The sequence below is a fragment of the Pseudomonas sp. S3_B11 genome, assembly GCF_054667715.1.
The window spans coordinates 6436194-6459346 of the sequence record NZ_CP162749.1 but is presented as its reverse complement, the minus strand read 5'-3'; the positions used below and the strand labels follow the sequence as shown (position 1 = coordinate 6459346).

20 protein-coding genes, 1 pseudogene and 1 riboswitch are annotated in these 23153 nt (G+C 61.6%); of the genes and pseudogenes, 11 read left to right on the top strand and 10 right to left on the bottom strand.

Annotation, left to right across the window (positions count from 1 at the left end; translation table 11 throughout):
* Nucleotides 1-86 precede the first annotated feature (86 nt).
* Nucleotides 87-707: a LysE family translocator gene (locus tag AB4O22_RS28965; RefSeq protein ID WP_003206403.1), complete on the bottom strand. Its 621-nt coding sequence runs from the start codon at nucleotides 705-707 to the stop codon at nucleotides 87-89.
* A 206-nt stretch (nucleotides 708-913) separates the two neighbouring features.
* On the opposite strand from AB4O22_RS28965, the gene ligB reads away from it, so the two are divergent.
* Together ligB and AB4O22_RS28955 are read left to right on the top strand one after the other, a co-directional pair.
* On the top strand, nucleotides 914-2587 hold the full coding sequence (gene ligB, locus AB4O22_RS28960; protein WP_460097705.1) for an NAD-dependent DNA ligase LigB: 1674 nt from the start codon (nucleotides 914-916) through the stop codon (nucleotides 2585-2587).
* A gap of 90 nt (nucleotides 2588-2677) precedes the next feature.
* Nucleotides 2678-3073, top strand: a complete 396-nt coding sequence (locus AB4O22_RS28955) for a DUF1090 domain-containing protein (protein WP_003206407.1) — start codon at nucleotides 2678-2680, stop codon at nucleotides 3071-3073.
* 73 nt (nucleotides 3074-3146) lie between these two features.
* Here the strand turns inward: AB4O22_RS28955 and AB4O22_RS28950 are convergent, their stop codons facing one another.
* Complete coding sequence (locus AB4O22_RS28950; protein ID WP_223472157.1) at nucleotides 3147-3596, bottom strand: c-type cytochrome; 450 nt, start codon at nucleotides 3594-3596, stop codon at nucleotides 3147-3149.
* 125 nt (nucleotides 3597-3721) lie between these two features.
* Between AB4O22_RS28950 and mltA the strand changes: the two genes are divergently transcribed.
* Nucleotides 3722-4909 (top strand): murein transglycosylase A, encoded by a 1188-nt coding sequence (gene mltA / locus AB4O22_RS28945; protein WP_460097704.1) that lies wholly within the window; start codon nucleotides 3722-3724, stop codon nucleotides 4907-4909.
* Between the two features lie 135 nt (nucleotides 4910-5044).
* Here mltA and AB4O22_RS28940 read toward each other — a convergent pair whose 3' ends face one another.
* Nucleotides 5045-5428, bottom strand: a complete 384-nt coding sequence (locus tag AB4O22_RS28940; RefSeq protein ID WP_013694446.1) for an MAPEG family protein — start codon at nucleotides 5426-5428, stop codon at nucleotides 5045-5047.
* 51 nt (nucleotides 5429-5479) lie between these two features.
* Complete coding sequence (locus AB4O22_RS28935) at nucleotides 5480-6313, bottom strand: EamA family transporter (protein ID WP_223472156.1); 834 nt, start codon at nucleotides 6311-6313, stop codon at nucleotides 5480-5482.
* A gap of 301 nt (nucleotides 6314-6614) precedes the next feature.
* On the opposite strand from AB4O22_RS28935, the gene AB4O22_RS28930 reads away from it, so the two are divergent.
* Nucleotides 6615-7784 carry an MFS transporter gene (locus tag AB4O22_RS28930; RefSeq protein WP_223472155.1) on the top strand — a complete coding sequence of 390 codons (1170 nt, stop codon included), beginning with the start codon at nucleotides 6615-6617 and terminating at the stop codon, nucleotides 7782-7784.
* Here the strand turns inward: AB4O22_RS28930 and AB4O22_RS28925 are convergent.
* Together AB4O22_RS28925 and AB4O22_RS28920 are read right to left on the bottom strand one after the other, a co-directional pair.
* Nucleotides 7735-8619, bottom strand: coding sequence for a formate/nitrite transporter family protein (locus AB4O22_RS28925; RefSeq protein WP_223472154.1), 885 nt, complete (start codon nucleotides 8617-8619; stop codon nucleotides 7735-7737). The two genes, AB4O22_RS28930 and AB4O22_RS28925, sit on opposite strands and share 50 nt — an antisense overlap.
* Nucleotides 8620-8808: 189 nt before the next feature.
* The gene (locus tag AB4O22_RS28920; RefSeq protein ID WP_003206420.1) at nucleotides 8809-9210 is read right to left on the bottom strand and encodes an acyl-CoA thioesterase; all 402 of its coding nucleotides are present in this window, start codon (nucleotides 9208-9210) and stop codon (nucleotides 8809-8811) included.
* A gap of 192 nt (nucleotides 9211-9402) precedes the next feature.
* Nucleotides 9403-9510, top strand: a riboswitch (S-adenosyl-L-homocysteine riboswitch).
* 23 nt (nucleotides 9511-9533) lie between these two features.
* Between AB4O22_RS28920 and ahcY the strand changes: the two genes are divergently transcribed.
* The 5 genes and pseudogenes from ahcY (at nucleotide 9534) to AB4O22_RS28895 (ending at nucleotide 16134) form a co-directional block, all read left to right on the top strand.
* Complete coding sequence (ahcY, locus tag AB4O22_RS28915; RefSeq protein ID WP_460097702.1) at nucleotides 9534-10943, top strand: adenosylhomocysteinase; 1410 nt, start codon at nucleotides 9534-9536, stop codon at nucleotides 10941-10943.
* Between the two features lie 180 nt (nucleotides 10944-11123).
* Entirely contained in the window at nucleotides 11124-11969 is an 846-nt protein-coding gene (metF, locus tag AB4O22_RS28910) for a methylenetetrahydrofolate reductase [NAD(P)H] (protein WP_223472152.1), read from the top strand.
* An 82-nt stretch (nucleotides 11970-12051) separates the two neighbouring features.
* Nucleotides 12052-13134 carry a hypothetical protein gene (locus AB4O22_RS28905; RefSeq protein ID WP_223472151.1) on the top strand — a complete coding sequence of 361 codons (1083 nt, stop codon included), beginning with the start codon at nucleotides 12052-12054 and terminating at the stop codon, nucleotides 13132-13134.
* A gap of 89 nt (nucleotides 13135-13223) precedes the next feature.
* Nucleotides 13224-14034: pseudogene (locus AB4O22_RS28900) on the top strand (substrate-binding periplasmic protein); the annotation flags it as partial.
* Nucleotides 14035-14265: 231 nt separating this feature from the next.
* Entirely contained in the window at nucleotides 14266-16134 is a 1869-nt protein-coding gene (locus AB4O22_RS28895) for a DEAD/DEAH box helicase (protein WP_223472150.1), read from the top strand.
* A gap of 257 nt (nucleotides 16135-16391) precedes the next feature.
* Here AB4O22_RS28895 and AB4O22_RS28890 read toward each other — a convergent pair whose 3' ends face one another.
* The 3 genes from AB4O22_RS28890 to AB4O22_RS28880 form a co-directional block, all read right to left on the bottom strand.
* On the bottom strand, nucleotides 16392-16988 hold the full coding sequence (locus tag AB4O22_RS28890) for a YceI family protein (RefSeq protein ID WP_003206427.1): 597 nt from the start codon (nucleotides 16986-16988) through the stop codon (nucleotides 16392-16394).
* Between the two features lie 32 nt (nucleotides 16989-17020).
* A complete protein-coding gene (locus AB4O22_RS28885; RefSeq protein WP_214509960.1) occupies nucleotides 17021-17572 on the bottom strand; it encodes a cytochrome b in 552 nt (183 codons plus the stop codon).
* Between the two features lie 291 nt (nucleotides 17573-17863).
* Nucleotides 17864-19621 (bottom strand): flavin monoamine oxidase family protein, encoded by a 1758-nt coding sequence (locus AB4O22_RS28880; RefSeq protein WP_223472149.1) that lies wholly within the window; start codon nucleotides 19619-19621, stop codon nucleotides 17864-17866.
* A 247-nt stretch (nucleotides 19622-19868) separates the two neighbouring features.
* Between AB4O22_RS28880 and AB4O22_RS28875 the strand changes: the two genes are divergently transcribed.
* Both AB4O22_RS28875 and AB4O22_RS28870 read left to right on the top strand, forming a co-directional pair.
* Complete coding sequence (locus AB4O22_RS28875) at nucleotides 19869-21275, top strand: adenosylmethionine--8-amino-7-oxononanoate transaminase (protein WP_003206433.1); 1407 nt, start codon at nucleotides 19869-19871, stop codon at nucleotides 21273-21275.
* 133 nt (nucleotides 21276-21408) lie between these two features.
* A complete protein-coding gene (locus tag AB4O22_RS28870) occupies nucleotides 21409-22128 on the top strand; it encodes a 16S rRNA (uracil(1498)-N(3))-methyltransferase (protein WP_003206435.1) in 720 nt (239 codons plus the stop codon).
* Nucleotides 22129-22239: 111 nt separating this feature from the next.
* Here the strand turns inward: AB4O22_RS28870 and AB4O22_RS28865 are convergent, their stop codons facing one another.
* Nucleotides 22240-23142 carry a transporter substrate-binding domain-containing protein gene (locus tag AB4O22_RS28865; protein WP_028237459.1) on the bottom strand — a complete coding sequence of 301 codons (903 nt, stop codon included), beginning with the start codon at nucleotides 23140-23142 and terminating at the stop codon, nucleotides 22240-22242.
* Nucleotides 23143-23153: the final 11 nt, after the last annotated feature.

Below are 23153 nucleotides of genomic sequence, written 5' to 3'. Positions count from 1 at the left end.
AAGAAAAGCCCCTGGCGACTGGGTCGTCAGGGGCTTTTTCATGCCTTGAATAAACTCAAACCCGCTTTATGACAAGGGGCCCTCTTCTAAGTCCGCCGTGCCACCAGCAAAAACGAAGCCGCACTGGCCAGCAGTCCCGCACACATCCGATTGAACAGGCGCTTGCCGCTAGGCCGGGCGAACAGCCGTCGCGCGTAAATGCCCATGTAGCAATACAGGCCGATGGCGATGCACTCCAGTGCCAGGAACAAACCTCCCAGCACGGCGAATTGTTGGGTGACGGTGCCTGTACGGTCGACGAATTGCGGCAGGAACGCGGTAAACAACAGGATCGCCTTCGGATTGCCGATCGCCACCAGGAACTCCTGACGCGCCAGGCCGGCCCGGCTCATCGACGCGACCGCGGCTTCACTGCCGGCCTCAGGCTGGGCCCGCCACAATTGCACGGCCAAATAGAACAGGTAGCCGGCACCGACGAGCTTGATCCCCAGGAACAGCAACTCCGAGGTGTGCAGCACGGCGGTGAGCCCCACCGCTGCCAGGGCGATCATGATCGCAAACGCCAGCAATCGACCAATGCCGCCACTGCACGCCCGGACGAAGCCATAACGCGAGGCGTTACTGATGGACAGCAGATTGTTCGGCCCCGGCGCCATGTTCAGCGCAAAGCAGGCCGGGATGAAAACAGCGAGCGTCGACAGTTCCATCGGGAGCATTCCAGGCAGCGGTGAATCGAAAGCCCATTCTGCGCCGGCCGTTGAGGAGGGCAAGGCACAGTTGCACGGCTAAATCGCCTCGCACTGTACCGCCGCGATTTTGCCACCAGACCCCGCAAAATCCGGTAACGCTCCGGGCCTCGCAACTTCCGGGACGGTGGCTAGCCTTCAGTACTCAACCAAGCAAGGATGCTTCGATGCCACCGTTTTTGTATGCACTCGCCTGTCTTGTCTTCATTGCCATTCCTGCGCTCGCCGCGCCCTGTCCCGACTGGCCCACTGAACGCGCCCGGGCCGAGATCGCCGCGCTGCAACAGCAAATCGACACCTGGGACGACGGCTATCACCGCCTCGGTCAATCGCCGGTGGCCGACGAACTGTATGATCAGTCCCGCGCACAGTTGGGCCAATGGCGCCGCTGCTTCAACCTCGCGGCACCCGACGATCCGCTGCGCTCAACGGGCGGAAAGGTTCCGCACCCCGTGGTCCATACCGGCCTGGAAAAGCTGAAGGACGCCGACGCCGTGGGGGCCTGGCTGCGCGGTCGGGAGGACGTCTGGGCCCAGCCGAAAGTCGACGGTGTGGCGGTAACCCTGGTCTATCGCAAGGGTCGCCTGCATCAGGCAATCAGCCGTGGCGATGGCGTCCAAGGACATGACTGGACCACGAATGCGCGCAAGATCGGCGCCATCCCCCAGCGACTGCACCAGTCCGTAGACCTGGTCGTCCAGGGCGAGTTGTACTGGCGCCTGGAGGCCCATGTCCAAGCCAGCAGCGGCAGCGTGAACGCCCGCGGGACCATGGCAGGCTTGATGGCACGCAGCAGTTTGACGGTGCACGATGGGGTGTATATCGGCCTGTTTGTCTGGGACTGGCCGGAAGGGCCGGACACCCTGCCCGAGCGAATGGCTGCGCTGAACGCGTTGGGCTTCGCTGACACCCTCGACTACAACCAACCTGTGCGGACATTGGCCGATGCCGAGCAGTGGCGCGATCACTGGTACCGCACGCCGCTGCCATTCGCCAGCGACGGAATCGTCCTGCACCAGAGCCGCCGCCCACCCGCCGACCGCTGGCAGGCCAGGGCGCCGTTCTGGAGCGTGGCCTGGAAATACCCGTATGCCCAGGCGCTGGCCGAAGTGCGCAAGGTGCACTTCAAGGTCGGTCGCACCGGACGCATCACCCCCGTACTGGAGCTTGAACGCATCCGACTCGACGACCGGTGGATTCGCCGGGTAAGTGTCAGTTCCCTCAAGCGTTGGGAAGAGATGGACATTCGCCCCGGCGACCGTGTCGCTATCAGCCTGGCCGGGCTGACCATCCCACGGCTCGACAGCGTCGTGCTGCGCAGCGTCGAGCGGAAGAACCTCAACGTCCCTGCGGAAACCGATTATCACTTCTTGAGTTGCTGGCAACCGACACCCGGCTGTGAAAGCCAGTTCCTCGCGCGACTGGGCTGGCTCAGCGGCAAACAAGGGCTTGCCCTGCCCCACGTCGGCCCCGGCACCTGGGAAAAGCTGCTGGCCGCCGGACGACTCGACGGATTGCTGGATTGGATGACCCTCGATGCCGCCGAGCTTGCTAACATTGCCGGCTTCGGCGAACACAGCAGCACCCGCCTGCTCGCCAGCCTGCACAGCGCCCGACAACGCCCTTTCGAGCAATGGCTCAAGGCCCTGGGCCTGCCGCCCGCTGGTGAGGCCCGGCTGGAGGGGCCGTGGCAGGCGCTGGCCGAGCGCAGCACCGAACAATGGCAAGCCGAGGCCGGCATCGGACCGGGACGCGCCGCGCAACTGAGCGCATTTTTTCGCGACCCGCGGGTGCTGGCCTTGAGTGACGTATTACACACTGCCGGGGTCGACGGTTTTTAATCCGGGCCCTGTGCGGTTGAACCCAAGGGGCAAGCATGCGTTCCAACAGCGCATCTGTACCGACCGCTCGCGATTTTTTACGGAGTTGCTATGAATTTCCTGTCCCCCGTTGCCCTGCTGGTCTTATGCAGTGCCATGGCCGCCCCCTTGATGGCGGACGAGCAAGCCCCGGAGCTCACCGGTTGCGCGGCCAAGCGCCAGGGCATCATCAACCAGATCGAACTGGCCAAGTCCCGTGGCAACCAGGACCAGCAGGCAGGCCTGGAAACCGCGTTGGACGAAGTCACCAGCCATTGCACCGATGCGTCCTTGCGCAAGGAGCGCGAAAACAAGGTGCTCGATGCCAAGCACGAGGTCAGCCGGCGTCAGGCCGACCTGGAAAAGGCCATGAAAAAAGGCGACGCCGAGCGGATCAACAAACGCAAGGACAAGCTGGCAACCTCCCGCAAGGAACTGCAGGAAGCGGTGGACGAGCTGGACAAGTGAACATTGAAAAGATCGCAGGCTCCTGCAGGATGAATGCGATCCCCTGTAGGAGCCTGCGATCTTTCAAGACATGTCAATGATCCCGAAACTCCTTATGACAGGCACTGCACGCATCCTCGACCTTTTGCACCGCCGGCCCCAAGTAACTGGCCTTGTAGGGTTGGACGTTGCTGGCGATCACCAACTCACCAGTGGCGGCTTCAAGGTTGCGGGCCATTTCCTGAAAACGCGCCTGCTTTTGCCAGACCTCATCCCGGGCGCTGGTGTGGTCTTGCTCGCGCACTTGCGGAAAGTGTTTCCACGGCTCATGGGAGAGTTGATCCAGTTGCGCCGCGCCTTCGGCAAATCGTGGGCCATCGAACGGGACTCGCCCACGCAACATGCCGCCCAACTCTTCGTTGGTCTTGAGCATCTGCTTGAAGATCGCCTTGCGCTGGCCAAGGGGAGAATTGGGATCGACGCCGCCACAGGCGGATAACATCAGGCAGGCCAGTACGGCCATGGAAAATCGTTTTACAAACATCTTGGCCTCGGGGCAGGAAACGGCAGTTAGTATCCTCGGGTCATCGGTAAAGACCAATGGCCCTATCAACAATACGGGTTGTTCGAGCGCCTGACAGCGTTCGAATGACTGCAAAGGAAATCTTCATGAACAGCCGCATCAAGACCTGGCACAAAGGCCTGGCATTGACCCTACCGCTGATCGCACTGTTGGCCGGTTGTAATCGCGGCGAAAAGGTCGAAGAACCTCAGACCCACGCCCTCGCCACCTATGTCAGCGCACCGTGGGAGGCGTTGCCGTCGGTGTCCGATGCAGACCTGCTGGCCGGTTTCGGCTCCTGGCGCAGTGCCTGCACCCGGCTCAAGGCCGATGCGACCTGGGGCCCGACCTGCGCGGCAGCGATCAATGTGCCGCAAACCGCACAGGATGTACGCAATTTCCTGAAACAGAACCTGGACGTCTATGGCCTTCGCTCGGGAGACAACAGCCCCAACGGCCTGATTACCGGCTACTACGAGCCGGTCTACCCCGGCAGCCTCACCCAGACCGCTACAGCGAATATCCCGGTCTACGGTGTGCCGGAGGACATGATCATTGTGTCGCTGGACAGCATTTACCCTGAGCTCAAGGGCAAACGCCTGCGTGGCCGCCTCGAAGGCCGGGTGCTCAAGCCATACGACGACGCGGCCACCATCGAAACCAACGGGGTAAAGGCGCCGGTCATCGCCTGGCTGACCGACCCCATGAACCTGCAGTTCCTGCAAATCCAGGGTTCGGGACGCATTCGACTCGCCGATGGCCGCCAACTGCGCATTGGTTATGCCGACCAGAACGGCCATCCTTACCGCCCCATCGGGCGCTGGCTGGTTGAACAGGGCGAGCTGAAGAAAGAAGACGTGACCATGGGCGCCATCAGTGCCTGGGCCAAGGCCAACCCGAACCGTATTCCCGAATTGCTGGGCAGCAACCCCAGCTACGTGTTCTTCAACCGTAACCCCGACAGCAACGAAGGCCCGCGAGGCTCTCTGAATGTACCGCTGACAGCCGGCTACAGCGTGGCGGTGGACCGCAAGGTGATTCCGCTGGGCAGCCTGCTGTGGCTATCCACCACGCGCCCCGACGGCAGCACCTTGAACCGGCCCGTCGCCGCCCAGGACACTGGCGGTGCAATTGCAGGCGAAGTGCGGGCGGACCTGTTCTGGGGCACGGGCGAGGCGGCCGGACAACTGGCCGGGGACATGAAGCAACAGGGCCAGATCTGGATGCTCTGGCCCAAGGGCATGGCGTTGCCGCAAGTGCCGCAGGTGGCGAACGCGGTGACCGCCAATCCCTAGGGTCCCGATCGCGAGCAAGCTCGCCTCCACATTGGATCGGTTGTGTACACAATATATGTATTCACCGAGATCAACTGTGGGAGCGAGCTTGCTCGCGAAGAGGCCAGCCAAAACGCCAAAAATCCGAAACCAGGCTCAGACCGAAACGAAGAAGAAACTCAAGACCAACCCCACCCCCACGAACCACATCAGCGAACGTAGAATCGCCCAGTCAGCCAGGTAGCAAATGATGTAGAGCAGGCGACTGGTGATGAACAGCACTGCCAGCACATTGATGGTCACCAGCTCGGCATTGCCGGCCAGGTGCGCGACGATCACGGCGGCGGCAAAAAACGGGCTGATTTCAAAGCTGTTCAGTTGCGCGGCGTATGCCCGCCGAGGCGCACCTTCGAGTGAGTCCAGAAAGTCCCGAGGGTCGTGGTTATCTGCCAGCCTGTATCGTCCACCGATCTTGGCAATGGCGACGCACAGGTAAGGCAGGAGAAAGGCAATCAAAATACACCACAGGGCAACCGTCATTGACGCAGTTCCTTCTTTGAGTTTTATAGAATATCGCAAGTCCAGCGCCGGTCAGGACTTCATCACCAGCATGCCAACCAACACCAGCCCGCAGGCTAAGAGCCGCGGCAAGCCGAAAGGTTCTTTCAAGTAACGCATGCCGAACAGCACCACCAGGATCACGCTGATCTCCCGCAGCGCCGCCGCTTCGGCGATCGAGCCCAGTTGCATGGCCCACAGCACCAGAGCGTAGCTGAACAATACGCAGAATCCGACTGCCAACCCCAACCGCCACTGCTCACGCCAGAAGCGCATGAAGGCCGGCCGCTTGCTCACCAGCGCCAGCAACGGGAACGGCCAGGCACTGAGCAGCGTGACCCAGACCAGGTAATCCAGCGGATGGGACCAGCGCCGCAAAGCGTGACCGTCGATAAAGGTGTAGCAACCGATGCACAGGCCGATCAGCGCCACCACCGGCAGCATCGACCAGGGCAGCCGCTCGCCACCACCGCCCTGCCACAACAGGCAAAGCATGCCGAACGGGATCAGCAAAATGCCGATGACCTGCTGGGTCGCCAGGGTTTCACCAGCGAACATAAATGTCAGGGCCAGCACCACCAGCGGCGACAGGCCGCGCATCAGCGGATAGACCAGCCCCAGGTCACCGACCCGATAAGCCTGGATCAGCAAATAGCGGTAGAGCAGCTCGAACGCCGCCGACGCCAGGATCCACGGCCAGATCTCCAACGGCGGCAAGGCCACGAAACCCAGTGCCAACGCGACGAACAGCAAGGCGACGCTGTCCATGCACGCCACCACCAGCAAACGCTCGCCACTGAACTTGATCAGCGTATTCCACGCCGCATGCAACAGCGCCGCGACCAACACCAAGGCCGTTGCAAGCACGGCACGCTCCTTGTCTTATCCCCCGCCCGTAGGAGCTGCCGAAGGCTGCGATCTTTTGATCTTTCACTCCAGACTCAATTGTCGGCGGAAAGATCGCAGCCTCGTTGCACTCGGCAGCTCCTACGCTCAGTAAGGCTCATGAATTGATTCGCTATCGTTTATACTGCAAGCCGACCACGCCGCACTCAGTTGCGCATACACATATTCCAATAATCTCGCTGTTGCCCCGCTCATTCGAATGGGGGCGCCGGCATGCGTATGCCTGATCAGAGCGTCAAGACTACAGACAGAGACCTTGCGCATGCCACTCGCCTTGCTTGCTTTGGCCGTCGCCGCTTTCGGCATCGGCACGACTGAATTCGTCATCATGGGCCTGTTGCCCGATGTCGCCCGGGACCTGGCCGTGAGCATTCCCCAGGCCGGGCTACTGATTACTGGCTACGCCCTGGGCGTGGTGTTCGGCGCGCCGATCCTGGCGATTGGCACCGCCAACATGCCGCGCAAGGCCACGCTGCTGGGCATGACCCTGATGTTCATTCTCGGCAATGTGCTCTGCGCCCTGGCGCCGAACTATGCCACGCTGATGGCCGCCCGAGTCATTACTGCGCTGTGCCACGGAGCGTTCTTTGGCATCGGCTCGGTGGTGGCGGCCGGGTTGGTGGCGCCGAACAAACGGGCCCAGGCGATTGCCATGATGTTCACCGGCCTGACCCTGGCTAACGTGCTGGGCGTACCGTTGGGCACGGCGTTGGGACAATACGCCGGTTGGCGCTCGACGTTCTGGGCGGTATCGGTGATCGGCGTGATCGCCGCCATCGCCCAATGGGCCTGGCTGCCCAAGGAAATCCCCATGGACAAAGCCAACCTGGCCAGCGAGTTCAAGGTGCTGGGCAAGATCAACGTGTTGCTCGCCCTGGGCATGAGCGTGCTGGCCTCCACCAGTTTGTTCAGCGTGTTCACCTACATCGCGCCGATCCTGCAGGACATCACCGGGGTCAGCCCCCACGGCATCACCATCATGTTGCTGTTGTTCGGTGTCGGCCTGACAGCGGGCAGTTTCCTCGGCGGGCGCTTGGCGGACCGGCGCCTGCTACCTTCGCTGGTGGCCATGGCCCTGGCCGTGGTGCTGGTGTTGGCCGCGTTCAGCCAGACCAGCCAATCGGTGATTCCGGCGGCGATCACCCTGGTGCTGTGGGGGATCTTCGCCTTCGCCCTGTGCCCGATCCTGCAACTGCTGATCATCGACCAGGCCTTTGAGGCGCCGAACCTCGGCTCGACCCTGAACCAGAGCGCCTTCAACCTCGGCAACGCGGCCGGAGCATGGATTGGTGGGTTGGTCGTCGCCAGTGGTGCCGACTTGGCGGATTTGCCGTGGACCGGGGCCCTGGTGGGCGGGCTAACCGTACTGGCCGCGCTGTATTTTATTTATCGCCAGCGTCATCTCGGCGCTGCGGCAGGCCTTGCCGACTGAGGGGCGTATTGGTCTCGCTGCGCACCTGTGCGTGGCTGATCAGCGCAAAGATGAAACTGCCGCCGATGATATTCCCCGCCAACGTCGGCCCGGCAAACACCATCCAGAAATCCTCCCATGACAACTGGCCGGCGAACACCAGGTACGACACTTCGGCCGAGCCGACGACGATGTGAGTGAAATCCCCGAGCGCCATGAGGTAGGTGATCAGGATGATGATCCACATCTTGGCGCTTTCCATGGACGGGATCATCCAGACCATGGTGGCGATCATCCAGCCGGAGATGATGCCCTTGGCGAACATCTGGCCGGTGTCGTTTTCCATGACCTTGCGGCCGATCTCCAGGAAAGCCTGGTCAGTGCGCTGATCGAAGATCGGCAAGTGCAACATCACGTACGCCACCAGCAAGGTGCCGCACAGGTTGCCCACCAGCACCACGCCCCAAAGCCGCAACAGCCGGCCGAAATTGCCCAGCGTGGGCTTGCTCATGATCGGCAACACGGCGGTCAGGGTGTTTTCGGTGAACAGTTGCTGGCGGCCCAGGATCACCGCGAGAAAGCCGGCACAGTAACCGAAACTGGCGATCACCTTGAAGCCTTCGTGGTCCGGCAGCCGGGAGTTGAGCAATCCCATTGCCATCAGCGACAGGCCCATGGTCAATCCCGCCGCCAGGGCCGACCACCAGAGCGCGGCGATACTGCGCTCCAGCTCCTGGTTGCCCTGGGTGCGGATGATTTCATGCAACACGGCTGCCCGCGGTGGCTGGCTGCGGTCGACTTCATGCTGCTCCTGAGCCGAAAGGTCAGGGGTCTTGCCTTCTTCATGGGTGTCCATACAGCTCCTGAACCGGTGGCGTGATGTACCTACGACACGCGGCGTTCGGAGCTGTTCAGTTACCTCAGCCTGAAACCGCCATCGCGAGCAAGCTCGCTCCCACAGGGAGACGGCGGTGAGCACAAATCCCGTGAACACACCGAAATCAATGTGGGAGCGAGCTTGCTCGCGATAGCAGCGCCGTCGATCTCACTCGACGACAGCATCCTTGAACTGATCCTTGACGTACTTGATCTCGGTCCGCCCATGAGGCGCGGGCAGGCCGTCTTCGCCGAGATTGACAAAGACCATCTTCTCCACGGTCAGGATGCTCTTGCGGGTGATTTTGTTGCGCACCTCGCAGGTCAGGGTGATGGAAGTACGGCCAAACTCGGTGGCGGTGATGCCCAGCTCGATGATGTCGCCCTGGCGCGAAGCGCTGACGAAATTGATTTCCGAGATGTACTTGGTGACCACGCGCTGGTTACCGAGCTGGACGATGGCGTAGATCGCCGCCTCCTCGTCGATCCAGCGCAACAGGCTGCCGCCGAACAGTGTGCCGTTGGGGTTGAGGTCTTCGGGCTTGACCCATTTGCGGGTGTGGAAATTCATGATCACTCCTGAGTGTCTGGCCGTTGGATTGCTGCATCATGGCAGACCGCACGGTCAGGCTCTACGTCGCGGGCCCTATGACGGTCATCGGCATTTTCGATTTGCCGACAGAAACCCTTTTGGAAGATCCGATTAGCCCGTTATAATCGCAACCGCTTTACCTCGGTCCACCCTTTGGACCGTTCCCGCCACCTGTCCGAGGGGCGCTGCAGCAGGCTCGACCTGTCAGGCTCGGATGGGGCGTTGTTTGTACGGGGGCTCCCCGCACGGACACTAAACGCACAACGGCGCCCATTCGCATACATTACGAATGGAGGCTCTTCATGAGCGCTGTTATCACGCCTGCCGATTTTACCGACTACAAAGTCGCCGACATGTCCCTGGCTGCCTGGGGCCGTCGCGAAATCATCATCGCCGAATCCGAAATGCCAGCCCTGATGGGCCTGCGCCGCAAGTATTCTGGCGAACAGCCATTGAAGGGCGCGAAGATCCTCGGCTGCATCCACATGACCATCCAGACCGCCGTGCTGATCGAAACCCTGGTTGCCCTGGGTGCCGAAGTGCGCTGGTCGTCCTGCAACATCTTCTCGACCCAGGACCAGGCCGCTGCCGCCATCGCCGCCGCCGGTATCCCGGTATTCGCCTGGAAAGGCGAGACCGAGCAAGAGTACGAGTGGTGCCTGGAGCAGACCATCCTCAAGGATGGCCAGCCGTGGGACACCAACATGATCCTCGACGACGGCGGCGACCTGACCGAACTGCTGCACAAGAAGTACGCAGCCGTGCTGGAAAACGTCCACGGCGTGACCGAAGAAACCACCACTGGCGTGCACCGCCTGCTGGACATGCTGGCCAAGGGCGAACTGAAGATCCCGGCCATCAACGTCAACGACTCGGTAACCAAGAGCAAGAACGACAACAAGTACGGCTGCCGTCACAGCCTCAACGACGCCATCAAGCGCGGCACCGACCACCTGTTGTCGGGCAAGCAGGCGCTGGTGATCGGCTACGGTGACGTGGGCAAGGGTTCGGCCCAGTCCCTGCGTCAGGAAGGCATGATCGTCAAGGTGTCCGAAGTCGATCCGATCTGCGCCATGCAGGCCTGCATGGACGGTTTCGAGCTGGTTTCGCCGTTCATCGACGGGATCAACGACGGCACCGAAGCCAGCGTCGACAAGGCCCTGCTGGGCAAGATCGATCTGATCGTGACCACCACCGGCAACGTCAACGTCTGCGATGCCAACATGCTCAAGGCCCTGAAGAAGCGCGCCGTGGTCTGCAACATCGGTCACTTCGACAATGAAATCGACACCGCTTTCATGCGCAAGAACTGGGCATGGGAAGAAGTGAAGCCGCAGGTCCACAAAGTGCACCGCACTGGCACCGGCAGCTTCGACCCACAGAACGACGACTACCTGATCCTGCTGGCTGAAGGCCGCCTGGTTAACCTGGGCAACGCCACCGGCCACCCAAGCCGCATCATGGACGGCTCGTTCGCCAACCAGGTCCTGGCCCAGATCTTCCTGTTCGGCCAGAAATACGCCGACCTGTCGCCGACCCAGAAAGCCGAGCGCCTGACCGTGGAAGTACTGCCCAAGAAACTCGACGAAGAAGTGGCCCTGGAAATGGTCCGCGGTTTCGGCGGCGTGGTCACCAAACTGACCAAGCAACAGGCTGACTACATCGGCGTTACCGTCGAAGGCCCGTTCAAGCCGCACGCTTACCGCTACTAATAGGCGCCCTTCCCTTTGGGGGCAGGCCTGTGGGAGCAAAGCTTGCTCGCGATGCAGACACCTCGATCCAGCTATCGGACCGAGGCGATGCCAATCGCGAGCAGGCTCGCTCCCACATAAACCCGCTCCCACAAGGGATGTGCGAGCCTCTCCGGCTTACGAGCTTCCAAGGATATGACCATGTCCCAAGACCGTCGCTACAGCTTCGAGTTCTTCCCGACGAAGACCGATGCTGGACATGAAAAACTGATCGCCACTGCCCGTCAGCTGGCCAGCTACAACCCCGACTTCTTCTCCTGCACCTATGGCGCCGGCGGTTCGACCCGTGACCGCACCATGAACACCGTGTTGCAGCTCGAAAGCGAAGTCAAAGTTCCCGCCGCCCCCCACCTGTCTTGCGTGGGTGACAGCAAGGACGACCTGCGCAGCCTGCTGACCCAATACAAGGCCGCTGGCATCAAGCGCATCGTTGCCCTGCGCGGCGACCTGCCGTCAGGCATGGGCATGGCCAGCGGCGAGCTGCGCCACGCCAACGAACTGGTGAGTTTCATTCGTGAAGAAACTGGCGAGCACTTCCACATCGAAGTGGCTGCGTATCCGGAAATGCACCCCCAGGCGCGCAATTTCGAAGACGATCTGCGCAACTTCGTGCGCAAAGCCAACGCTGGCGCCAGCAGCGCGATCACCCAGTACTTCTTCAACGCCGACAGTTACTTCTACTTCGTCGAGCGCATACGCCAGTTGGGCGTCGACATTCCTGTGGTGCCGGGCATCATGCCGATCACCAACTACAGCAAGCTGGCGCGCTTCTCCGACGCGTGCGGTGCAGAAATCCCACGCTGGATCCGCAAGCAGCTGGAAGCCTACGGCGACGACTCCTCCAGCATCCAAAGCTTTGGCGAGGAAGTCATCACGCAAATGTGTGAGCGTTTGTTACAAGGTGGTGCACCGGGGCTGCATTTCTATACCCTTAACCAGGCCGAACCCAGCCTCGCGGTATGGAACAACCTCAAGCTGCCGCGCTGAATGACTTAATGCGGTGGTACAAAGAGGCCTTGGCGAAAACCAAGGCTTTTTTTAAGCAAGGAAATCCGGAGGATTGCAATAGATGCCTAATGGTCACAGGCTAACGACCCCACAACTCATTTACCTGGTCTACGGGGCCGAAACCTATCACCAGGAAGCGTTGTTCAGCATCGCCAGCGCGGTGGCCGGCCTGCGCAAGACGCCGGACGAAGCATTGGATATCCAGGTATTCACCGACAATCCCGCGCCGTACGAAGGGCTGCCGGTGCGTTTGCGCCCGTTGGACAACGAGACCCGCCAGGCCTGGATCGAACCCTACGGTTATCACTTCCGCGCCAAGCATGTGGTGATGCAGAAAGTCCTTGAAGAAGCAGAAGTGGCGCTGCTGATCGACACCGACACTTTTTTCCACTACTCGCCCCTAGAACTGTTCCGCCGTGTGCAGCCTGGCACACTGCTGTGCAACGCCTTCGGCATGAATTATGGCGCCAACAAGGATGCCGGGTTGTACCAGACACTGGCCGACACACTGCGCCAGCGGCAATTGGCAGACGACGACATGCCCCTGTTGAACTCGGGGGTCATTGGGCTCAACTGCGCCGATGCGTCAGTCCTGGGTCGCTCGATCGCCCTGATGGATGAACTGTATCCATTGGCGCAGGGTGCCTACACACTCGAAGAGTTCTGCCTTTCGGTGGCAGCCTATCGCTCGGTGCAGGTGCGCGAATGCCCGGATCTGATCCATCATTACTGGAGTCGCAAGCAACTGTTCCGCGCCAAGACCAAAGCCTGGCTCGACAAACACCGTGACGCGCCGGTCTGCCAACAGGCTTTGGATGAAACCGGCCAAGTGACCGCAACGCTGCCCCGGCCGCCGGGCCTCCAGCGCCTGGCCTACAAGCTCATCACCCTGGCACTGCCCAGCCATAAACGCCAATTCATGCGCGAGATCCTCTACGGCTGCTATCGCCACACCAACCAGTTCGATCAAGCCTGCGCCCCGGTCTGGTGGGAAAAAGCCCTGGAGAACGTCGAACACCGGCTGAAAAAACCATTGCACGACCATGAGCTCAAACGCTGGCTCAATCATCCACTGATTCGCCTGGTACTGGGCGAGCGCCGCGAAACCATCTACGAGCACCTGATGCAGGCGAAGGGCAATTAGTGGCCTGTGTGGTTGGCTCGTTAGTTGCCACCAGGGCGCAGGCCAGAGCGCTCTAGCTATTTGATGAGCTCTCGTCGTAACCTCAGGCCATGCCCGTCATTGTCCAGTTGCTGACCACCCTTCTTCTCTTGTGCCTGAGCATGACTGCCCGGGCCGAGAAGTTGCGCATTGTCACCGAACCCTGGGCGCCGTATGTCTACGAAGAGAACGGCAAGATGCTGGGCCTGGACTACGAAACCACGGCCATCGTGTTCAAGCGCCTGGGCATCGACGTGGAATGGCAGTTCCTGCCGTGGAAGCGCTGCCTGGTGATGCTGGAGCAAGGGTTGGCGGACGGTGCGCTGGACATTTTCCACAGCGATGAACGCGATGCCACGCTGCTTTACCCCAGCGAACCGCTGTCGGACGTGGAGTTCGTGATGTTCTACGCCAATGCCCGGCCCCATCCGTTTCGCACGCTCGATGACCTGGGCGGCCTGACCGTCGGCACCTCACCCGGCTATCTCTACAGTCAGGCCTTCAGTGAGTCGACCCTGTTCACCCGGGAAACAGCGCCGACCCACGAAGCCAATTTCGGCAAGCTACAGCTGGGACGCATCGACCTGCTCATCACCGACCGCAGGGTGGGACGACATGTGCTCGAACAAATGCAATTGGGCGACCAGATCACCGAAAACCCGATGGTCGTGAGCCGTCAAAGCCAATACCTGGCGGTGCGGCGCAACGCCGGGATGGATTTGCTGGTGCAACGCTTCAGTGCCGAACTCAAGCGTTTCAAGCGCGAACCCGCCTATGCCGAACTGAGCGCCCGCTACGGCGCCGGCCCAGTGGCCGAGGTCATCTCGCCCGGGCGGGTCAACGTTGAAATAAACCGTTGAGCAGCAGGAAAGCGGCGCACGGCGTTTGCTCTGTTATACTCCGGCCTTCCCGCCAGGCTCACGCCCGGACGCCCGGCCTTGCAAAAGGCATCCCGACACCGCTACAGCGCCGCCTACGGCCCGCGCGAGCCTTGTCCGGATCCGCCTTCTTGGCCCGGCAGGACCGGACGGGATGACGTCTTTTTGTTGAACGTCATTCGCGCCAGGCAAGACTATCCCATTGGGCCAGGCCCTCACTAAAACAGGATTACTCATGTCCTTTGCTTCCCTCGGTCTCTCCGAGGCTTTAGTCGGCGCCATCGAAGCCGCCGGCTATACCCAGCCTACCCCGGTGCAACAGCGGGCCATTCCCGCCGTGTTGCAAGGTCGCGACCTGATGGTCGCGGCGCAGACAGGTACTGGTAAAACCGGCGGTTTCGCCCTTCCGATCCTGGAGCGGTTGTTCCCCAACGGTCACCCAGACAAATCCCAGCGTCATGGCCCGCGCCAACCGCGCGTACTGGTCCTGACCCCAACCCGCGAACTGGCGGCCCAGGTACACGAGAGCTTCAAGGTCTACGCTCGCGACCTGAAGTTCGTCAGCGCCTGCATTTTTGGCGGTGTCGGTATGAACCCCCAGGTCCAGGCCATGTCCCGTGGCGTCGATGTACTGGTTGCCTGCCCCGGTCGCCTGCTGGACCTGGCCGGCCAGGGCAGCGTCGATTTGTCCCACGTGGAAATCCTCGTGCTGGACGAAGCCGACCGCATGCTCGACATGGGCTTTGTCCATGACGTGAAGAAAGTCCTCGCTCGCCTGCCCGCCAAGCGTCAGAACCTGCTGTTTTCGGCGACGTTCTCCAAGGACATCACCGACCTGGCTGGCAAGCTGCTGCATAACCCGGAGCGAATCGAAGTCACGCCACCGAACACCACGGTCGAGCGCATCGAGCAACGCGTCTTCCGCCTGCCGGCCAGCCACAAACGTGCCCTGCTGGCGCACCTGATTACCGCTGGTGCCTGGGAACAGGTCCTGGTGTTCACGCGCACCAAGCACGGCGCCAACCGCCTGGCCGAGTACCTGGACAAGCACGGCCTGCCGGCTGTTGCAATCCACGGTAACAAGAGCCAGAACGCCCGCACCAAGGCCCTCGCCGACTTCAAGGCCGGCGAAGTGCGCATCCTGGTGGCCACCGACATCGCGGCCCGTGGCCTGGACATCGACCAGTTGCCTCACGTGGTCAACTTCGAGCTGCCAAACGTCGATGAGGACTACGTGCACCGTATCGGCCGTACCGGCCGGGCCGGTCGTTCGGGCGAGGCGATCTCGTTGGTCGCACCGGACGAAGAAAAGCTGCTCAAAAGCATCGAGCGCATGACCAAGCAGAAAATTGCCGACGGCGACCTGATGGGCTTCGACGCCAGCACCATCGAGGCCGAGAAGCCTGAAGTACGCGAACGTCCGGACGTGCGCAATCCGCGCAATGCCCGTGGCCCGCGCGGCGACGGTCCGAATGGCGGCGGTGGTGGCGGTGGACGCAAGGACAAAGGCAAGGACAAGGGCAAGGAAAAACCGGCCAGCAACAGCAATGGCCGTGGCGAACGCCCAACCCGCGAGCAGAAGCCTCGCGAAGGCACGCCAGCCCGTGAACAGCAGCGTCCAGCCCCACGCGCCGCAGCCGATCGTGCCCCGGACGAGTTCCTGGACGACGATATCGATAACTTCGGTAACCGAGTCGACTACGTGCCACAGCAGAAACCGGCCCAAGGCCGTGGTCGTCGCCCGGGTGCCCCGGCACAGGGTGCAGCTGCAGGCGCGCCGCGCAGCGGCCAGCCACAAGGTCGCCAGAATGGTCCGCGCAACAGCAATGGCTCGTCCACCGGTACGCCACCGGCCAAGCGCAGCGGCCCACGCAACGGTGCCCCGCGTGACGGCCAGGCTCGCCGCGATGACACCCGCCCGCGCCGTCCGGCCCGTGACGACCAGCCTCGCCAGGAACCCGCCGTGCAGAACCCGCGCAGCAACCAGCCGAAGATCGTGCACAAGGAATCGAAAGCCGATCGCTTCCCGACGCCTGAACAGCTGGATCAACTGCCAAGCCGTCCACGGGGCGAAAAACCGGCATTGCTGACACGCAATCGCTGAGTTTTTCCAAACCTTGAAAAATGCCCCAGGTCTCGCGACCTGGGGCATTTTTTTGGCCCAACACAATTCCAATGTGGGAGCGAGCTTGCTCGCGATAGCGATATATCAGTCAACATCGAAGTCGGCTGGCATGACGCCATCGCGAGCAAGCTAGCTAGCTAGCTAGCTCCCACAGGGTTCTCCGTGTTGCCCGAATCCGGGTAATAAAAAACGCCCCTGATCGCAAGACCAGGGGCGTTTTTTGTCAGGCGCGAAGGTTACTTCGCTTTGACACCTTCAAACGAGATATACAGCTCAACTGCGTCGGATTGTGGCCCCAGGTCCATCATCTTGCCGAAGTCGGAACGCTTGATGCTGGTGGTGCCCTCGAAGCCAGCACGGTAGCCGCCCCATGGATCCTTGCCTTCGCCCAGGAACGTGGCCTTGACCACGATTGGCTTGGTCACGCCGTGCAGCGTCAGGTCACCCGTCACGTCTGCAGTGTCTTTGCCATCAGCGTTCTTGCCGGTGGACTTGACGCTGGTGGACACGAACTTGGCATCGGCAAACTTGCCTACGTCCAGGAAGTCCTTGCTGGCGATGTGCTTGTCGCGCTCGGCGTGGTTGGTGAACACGCTGGCGGTACGTACGTTGAACTCGATCTTGCTGGCCTCAGGCTTGGCGGCGTCAAAGCTGAACTTGCCGTCGATGTCCTTGAAGGTACCGGTAATGTAGCTATAGCCCAGGTGGCTGATCTTGAAGTCGACGAAGGCGTGCTGGCCTTCCTTGTCGACTACGTAGTCAGCAGCCATGGCCTGACCGGCCGACAGCAGGGCAGAACCGATTGCCAGGGCGGCGAGCGTCTTTTTCAACATGCTTTCTATTCCTTTGGAGTCGAGGTTGAACATCAGGCTTGGCGCCCCAGCATTCGCTTGAGGGTCGCGTCACGGTCGATAAAGTGGTGTTTCAATGCTGCCAACGCATGAAGGCCGGAGAAAATTACCAACGCCCACGCCAGGTAGAGGTGAATCTGGCCAGCGACGTCTGCCTGATCGGGCAGTCCGGACACCAGCGCGGGTACTTCAAACAAACCAAACACCGGAATCCCGACACCGTCTGCGGTGGAAATCAGGTAACCGGCAATCATCACCGCGAACAACCCGAGATACAGTGCGCTATGACCGAGCTTGGCGCCGGCGCGAGTCAGGCGGCCATAGGTCGGCAGGGTCGGTGGCGGCGGGCTGACAACGCGCCAGATCACCCGCAGCAGCATAACCGCCAGTAGCACCAGGCCAATGCTCTTGTGCAGGTCCGGTGCGTCTTTGCGCCAGGTGCTGTAGTAATCCAGGCCAACCATCCACAGGCCCAGGGCGAACAGCCCGTAGACCGCCAGCGCAACGCCCCAGTGCAAAGCGATACTGACCCAGCCATAGCGAGAAGAAGAGTTGCGTAGCTGCATTGCTCATTTCCTGTAAAAACTGCGATCAAGACTAGCGAGTTATCTATCGATTTAAAGCGGAAAATTTCGCTTTGAAATATCGAGAAATACGATCATCAGTCTGGAAGGGGTGGGTTAAGGAAAGATTAAAACCAATACAAGGCGTTATATCAGGAAGGGCCTCATCGCGAGCAAGCTCGCTCCCACACTGGCCAAGCGCAATTCCTGTGGGAGCGGGCTTGCTCGCGATAGCAGTTCTACAGGCAAAAAAAAGCGCGGCTGACACGCCGCGCTTTTTTCTGTCACCGAGCCTTACTGAGCCTTGGTCTCAGTCGCCGCCGGTGTTGTCGCTGCCGGCTTGGCCGCCGGTTTCTTCGTCGGAGTGGCTTTCTTCACTGGCGCTTTTTTAGCCGGAGCCTTGGCGGCTGGTTTTTTCGCCGCGGGTTTGGCCGCTGCTTTCTTGGCTGGCTCAACCTTCGCCGGGGCTGGTGCAGGTGGTTCCACCGGTGCCGGCGCAGGAGCGGGTGCAGGCACTGGAGCAGGCGCTACCGGTTCCGGTGCCTTGACCGGCTCTGGCTTCTTGTCGTCATCCGAGCCACCAAACAGGTTGGTGAAGAAGTTGCCCTTCTTCGCCGCCACTGCACCAGCAGCCGCCGCCGTTGCAACTGGCGCGACCTTGGCCGGCTCGAACGACTTGCCCGCCGCCAGGTCTTCAACCTGGCTGGCGGCCCGTTGACCGCTGCGCAGCGCGCCTTCAAGGGTGCCGGGATACAGGGTGTCGGTGTGTTCACCGGCAAAGGCTACGCGCTGCAATGGCTTTTCCCACAGGCGCCAGTACTTGCTGATCTGGCCCGGGCCAAAGGCCAGGTACGCACCGCCCATGGACGGGTCGGTGCTGTAGCGGCGGATTTCGTAGCCGGTGAACGCGCCACGGGCCTGTGGATAAAACGCGTGCAGACGGATCAGCACCTGATCGACCATCTGCTTGTCGCCGAAGGCCTGCATCACCCGGGCGTTGTCGCCGGACAGGTTGATGACTACGTTGGCACCGCCCTTCAAGGCCGGTTCGATCCACATCATGCCCAGGCCGGCATTGCTGTAGATCTCACCCGACATGCGCGCCTTGCTGTCCCAGACCGGGGTCTTGAACTTGAGCATGATCTGGTCGCGCCAGCCGTAGTTGGTGCCCTTGATCGCGCCTTGGTGCTGGGCGTCCAGGGCCGGGGTCAACTGGATCTTGTTCAGCGCCCGCAGCGGCACCGCCAGCACCACGTAGTCAGCCTGATAGCCAACGGCGCCAACCTTGACGGTCACCCCGTCCTTGTCCTGGGAGATGGCCGACACGGGCGAATTGGTCTTGATGGTTTTCAGTTGCTTGACGAACGCCTGGGCCAGGACCGGGCTACCGCCGAGCAGGCGCGAGGCCCGCAGGTCGCGGTCGGACACGCCGCGATAGACGCGATTCTGCTGGGCGAAATACAGCAGCGACAGACGCGAAGGTTCGTCATAACGGGTGCGAATCTCCTGGTTCACCAACTGCCGCGCCGTGGCCGGCAGTTGCAGACGGTCGAGCCAGTTGGACACAGTGATCTGGTCCAGCGCGTGCAGTGTGCTGGTCGCCGCCGGGTTCTGCGGGTCTTCGATGGAGCGCGCCAGGTCGTCCAGGGTGGTTTCGTAGCGCTTGAGGGCTTCGGCGGTGGCCGGCTGTTTGGTCGCCAGGTCCGCGGCGGTGAAGTAAGTGCCGTCGATCAGATAGCTGGGGGTACGCACGAACTCCGGCGCCGGCGTGGTGCTCAGCTTGAAGGTGGAGACGTACTTGTTCAGCACCGGCTGGGTCTTCTCGTTGCCGATCCACTCGCTGGTGGCCATGCCCGAACGACCGCCCAGGTCCGGCTTGGCTTCCAGCAACGTCACGAGCCAGCCTTTGTTCTGCAACTCATAGGCCGCCGTGAGCCCCGCCAGGCCGCCGCCGATGACGATGGCCGTCGGTTGTTTGTCCTTGGCCAGCGCCGAAACGCTGAACAGCCCTATCATCACCAGCGCACAGGCGCGCAGCCAACCAGCAGACATTCAACGAACTCCGGATTAAAACGTGGGAAATTTCAGTTTTCGAGCCAGGCGGCTCTCGGTTTTTCGAGCCAGTCGGCTCAGGGAACGGCGAAGAATACGTCAGCCATCAAAACGCCGCCAGCGACGTCTATCGCCTCGTTCAAAGTAGTGGGAATGACACAATGGGTTGTCCGCGGGGCCGCCATTGCATAGGCTTGCGCGATTGTTTTGCCCGCGCCCGCCGCGAGCCGCCTCGAGGAGACTGTAAATGGGCCTGAATAACCAGTGGATGCAACGCGACCTCGCGGTGCTATGGCATCCCTGCACCCAGATGAAAGACCACGAACAGCTGCCGCTGATCCCCATCAAGCGCGGTGAAGGCGTGTGGCTGGAAGATTTCGAAGGCAAGCGCTATCTCGATGCCGTCAGCTCCTGGTGGGTCAACGTGTTCGGCCACGCCAACCCGCGCATCAACCAGCGCATCAAGGACCAGGTCGATCAGTTGGAGCATGTGATTCTCGCCGGCTTCAGTCACCAGCCGGTGATCGAGCTGTCCGAGCGCCTGGTGAAGATGACGCCCGAAGGCCTGACCCGGTGCTTCTACGCCGATAACGGCTCGTCCTGCATCGAAGTGGCGATGAAGATGAGCTTCCATTACTGGATCAATCGCGGCCGGCCGGACAAGAAGCGCTTCGTCACCCTGAGCAACAGTTACCACGGCGAAACCATCGCGGCGATGTCGGTGGGCGATGTGCCGTTGTTCACTGAAACCTACAAGGCCTTGTTGCTGGACACGATCAAGGTGCCGAGCCCCGACTGCTACCACCGCCCCGAAGGCATGGGCTGGGAAGAACATTCACGCAACATGTTCGCAGCCATGGAACAGACCCTGGCCGAGCACCACGACACGGTGGCGGCAGTGATCGTCGAACCGCTGATCCAGGGCGCCGGCGGCATGCGCATGTACCATCCGGTGTACCTGAAGTTGTTGCGCGAGGCCTGCGACCGCTATGGCGTGCACCTGATCCACGACGAAATCGCCGTCGGCTTTGGCCGTACCGGGACGATGTTCGCCTGTGAGCAGGCCGGCATCACGCCGGATTTCCTCTGCCTGTCCAAGGCCCTGACCGGCGGTTACCTGCCGCTGGCCGCGTGCGTGACCACCGACGAGGTCTACAGCGCGTTCTACGACGACTACCCGACCCTGCGCGCCTTCCTGCATTCCCACAGCTACACCGGCAACCCACTGGCCTGCGCGGCGGCCCTGGCGACGCTGGACATCTTCGAAGAAGACAACGTCATCGAAAACAACAAGGCCCTGGCCCAACGCATGGCGAGCGCCACCGCGCACCTGGCCGACCACCCGAACGTCGCCGAAGTGCGCCAGACCGGCATGGTGCTGGCGATCGAGATGGTCAAGGACAAAGCCAGCAAAACCGCTTATCCGTGGCAGGAACGGCGCGGCCTGAGTGTGTTCCAGCATGCCTTGGAGCGTGGTGCCTTGCTGCGGCCGCTGGGCAGCGTGGTGTATTTCCTGCCGCCGTACGTCATCACCCCGGAGCAGATCGACTTCCTGGCCGAAGTGGCCAGCGAAGGCATCGACATCGCCACCCGGGACAAGGTCAGCGTGGCGGTGCCGAAGGACTTCCACCCGGGTTATCGCGACCCGGGCTGAGCCCTGAACTTCTCGTTCCCACGCTCTGCGTGGGAATGCATCCCGTGACGCTCCGCGTCACATCCACAGCGGACGCAGAGCGTCCATGGCGGCATTCCCACGCAGAGCGTGGGAACGATCGAGAGAACAAAACATGAGACTGTCCCGCTTCTTCATCGACGCGCCCCTGAGCCTCGGCGACCACGAACTGCCTGAAGCCCAGGCCCACTACATCGGCCGTGTGCTGCGCATGGCCGAGGGCGATGCGGTGCAGGTGTTCGATGGCTCGGGCCAGGAGTTTCGCGGCACCCTGGCCGAGGTCGGCAAGAAACGCGTGCGGGTGCAATTGGACGAGCAGTTCGCCGGACAACCTGAATCACCACTGCGCATTCACCTCGGCCAAGGCCTGTCCCGAGGCGAGCGCATGGATTGGGCGATCCAGAAAGCCACGGAGCTGGGGGTCAGTGAGATCACGCCGATTTTCAGCGAACGCTGCGAAGTGCGCCTCAAGGACGAGCGCGCCGACAAGCGCCTGCTGCACTGGCGCCAGGTGGCAATCAGCGCCTGCGAGCAATGCGGGCGCTCGAGCGTGCCGGTCATCCACCCGCCCCTGCTGCTGGCTGACTGGCTGAAACAGACCGAGGCCGAGCTGAGGCTGGTGCTGCATCCGGTGGCCGAGCCGCTGGTCAGCCATGACAAACCGTCGACATTGGCGTTCCTGATTGGTCCTGAAGGCGGTTTGTCGGACGCCGAAGTCGAACAGGCCAAGACCGCCGGCTACCACGCCGCCCGCCTCGGCCCTCGCGTGCTGCGCACTGAAACCGCGCCAGTAGTGGCGCTGGCGGTGGCGCAGCAGTTGTGGGGGGATTTCTAGAGTCGAATATAGAACCCATGTGGGAACGAGCTTGCTCGCGATAGCAGTGGGTCATTCAACATCGATGCTGACTGATCCGGCGCTATCGCGAGCACGCTCGCTCCCACAGGCCTACTGCACCGGCTCGCTGGTCGGCTTGGCAATGATCGCCTTCAACTCGCTGGTCATCGGGAATTCCAGGTTCAGGCCCTTGGGTGGAATCGGTTTCTGGAACCAACGGTCGTAAATGTCGTTGATCTCCCCCGACTTGTACAAATCAGCCAGGGTCGCATTGACCAGCGCCAGGAATTGCGGGTCGTCCTTGCGCACCATGCAGCTATAGATTTCCCGTGATTGCTCTTGCCCCACCACCACCCATTTGTGCGGGTCGCGGGCCTTGGCCCGTTCACCGTATAGCAACGCATCGTCCATGTAGAATGCCGCCGCCCGGCCTGTCTCGAGCATCTGGAAGGATTCGCCGTGGTCCTTGGCGCTGATGATGAACATCTCGGCGTTGTTGTCCTGGTTGTAGCTTTTCAGGAAGCGTTCGTTGGTGGTGCCGGCGGTGGTGACCACGTTCTTGCCGCGCAGGTCGGCGAAGCTGTGGATGCCACTGTCCTTGGCCGTCAGCAACTGGCCCTTCACATAGATGAAACCGTAGGAAAACGCCACTTGCTTCTGCCGCTCGGCCGTCACCCCGGTAGAGCCGCACTCCAGGTCCACGGTGCCGTTCTGCACCAGTGGAATGCGGGTCTGGGACGTGACCAGATTGTACTTCACGCCCAGTTGCGGCAACGCCAGCTGGGTCTTGATCCGCTCGACAATCTTGCCCGCCAGTTCCACCGAGTAACCCATCGGCTGGCCGCTGCTGTCACCGACGTAGGAAAACGGTACCGAAGCGTCGCGATAGCCCAGGGTAATGCTGCGGGTGCTGGCGATCTTGCCCAGTGTGCCGGCTGGGGGTGCTTCATTGGCATGGGCCTGGACGCTTAACAACAGGCTCAGGGTGCAGCCGATCAACGTGATTTTTTGCATTGTTATTCTCC

Coding starts and splice junctions, on each gene's coding strand:
- AB4O22_RS28965 (WP_003206403.1), bottom strand. CDS start 707: ATGGAACTGTCGACGCTCGCTGTTTTCATCCCGGCCTGCTTTGCGCTG.
- ligB (WP_460097705.1), top strand. CDS start 914: ATGCCACCGTTTTTGTATGCACTCGCCTGTCTTGTCTTCATTGCCATT.
- AB4O22_RS28955 (WP_003206407.1), top strand. CDS start 2,678: ATGAATTTCCTGTCCCCCGTTGCCCTGCTGGTCTTATGCAGTGCCATG.
- AB4O22_RS28950 (WP_223472157.1), bottom strand. CDS start 3,596: ATGTTTGTAAAACGATTTTCCATGGCCGTACTGGCCTGCCTGATGTTA.
- mltA (WP_460097704.1), top strand. CDS start 3,722: ATGAACAGCCGCATCAAGACCTGGCACAAAGGCCTGGCATTGACCCTA.
- AB4O22_RS28940 (WP_013694446.1), bottom strand. CDS start 5,428: ATGACGGTTGCCCTGTGGTGTATTTTGATTGCCTTTCTCCTGCCTTAC.
- AB4O22_RS28930 (WP_223472155.1), top strand. CDS start 6,615: ATGCCACTCGCCTTGCTTGCTTTGGCCGTCGCCGCTTTCGGCATCGGC.
- AB4O22_RS28925 (WP_223472154.1), bottom strand. CDS start 8,619: ATGGACACCCATGAAGAAGGCAAGACCCCTGACCTTTCGGCTCAGGAG.
- AB4O22_RS28920 (WP_003206420.1), bottom strand. CDS start 9,210: ATGAATTTCCACACCCGCAAATGGGTCAAGCCCGAAGACCTCAACCCC.
- ahcY (WP_460097702.1), top strand. CDS start 9,534: ATGAGCGCTGTTATCACGCCTGCCGATTTTACCGACTACAAAGTCGCC.
- metF (WP_223472152.1), top strand. CDS start 11,124: ATGTCCCAAGACCGTCGCTACAGCTTCGAGTTCTTCCCGACGAAGACC.
- AB4O22_RS28905 (WP_223472151.1), top strand. CDS start 12,052: ATGCCTAATGGTCACAGGCTAACGACCCCACAACTCATTTACCTGGTC.
- AB4O22_RS28895 (WP_223472150.1), top strand. CDS start 14,266: ATGTCCTTTGCTTCCCTCGGTCTCTCCGAGGCTTTAGTCGGCGCCATC.
- AB4O22_RS28890 (WP_003206427.1), bottom strand. CDS start 16,988: ATGTTGAAAAAGACGCTCGCCGCCCTGGCAATCGGTTCTGCCCTGCTG.
- AB4O22_RS28885 (WP_214509960.1), bottom strand. CDS start 17,572: ATGCAGCTACGCAACTCTTCTTCTCGCTATGGCTGGGTCAGTATCGCT.
- AB4O22_RS28880 (WP_223472149.1), bottom strand. CDS start 19,621: ATGTCTGCTGGTTGGCTGCGCGCCTGTGCGCTGGTGATGATAGGGCTG.
- AB4O22_RS28875 (WP_003206433.1), top strand. CDS start 19,869: ATGGGCCTGAATAACCAGTGGATGCAACGCGACCTCGCGGTGCTATGG.
- AB4O22_RS28870 (WP_003206435.1), top strand. CDS start 21,409: ATGAGACTGTCCCGCTTCTTCATCGACGCGCCCCTGAGCCTCGGCGAC.
- AB4O22_RS28865 (WP_028237459.1), bottom strand. CDS start 23,142: ATGCAAAAAATCACGTTGATCGGCTGCACCCTGAGCCTGTTGTTAAGC.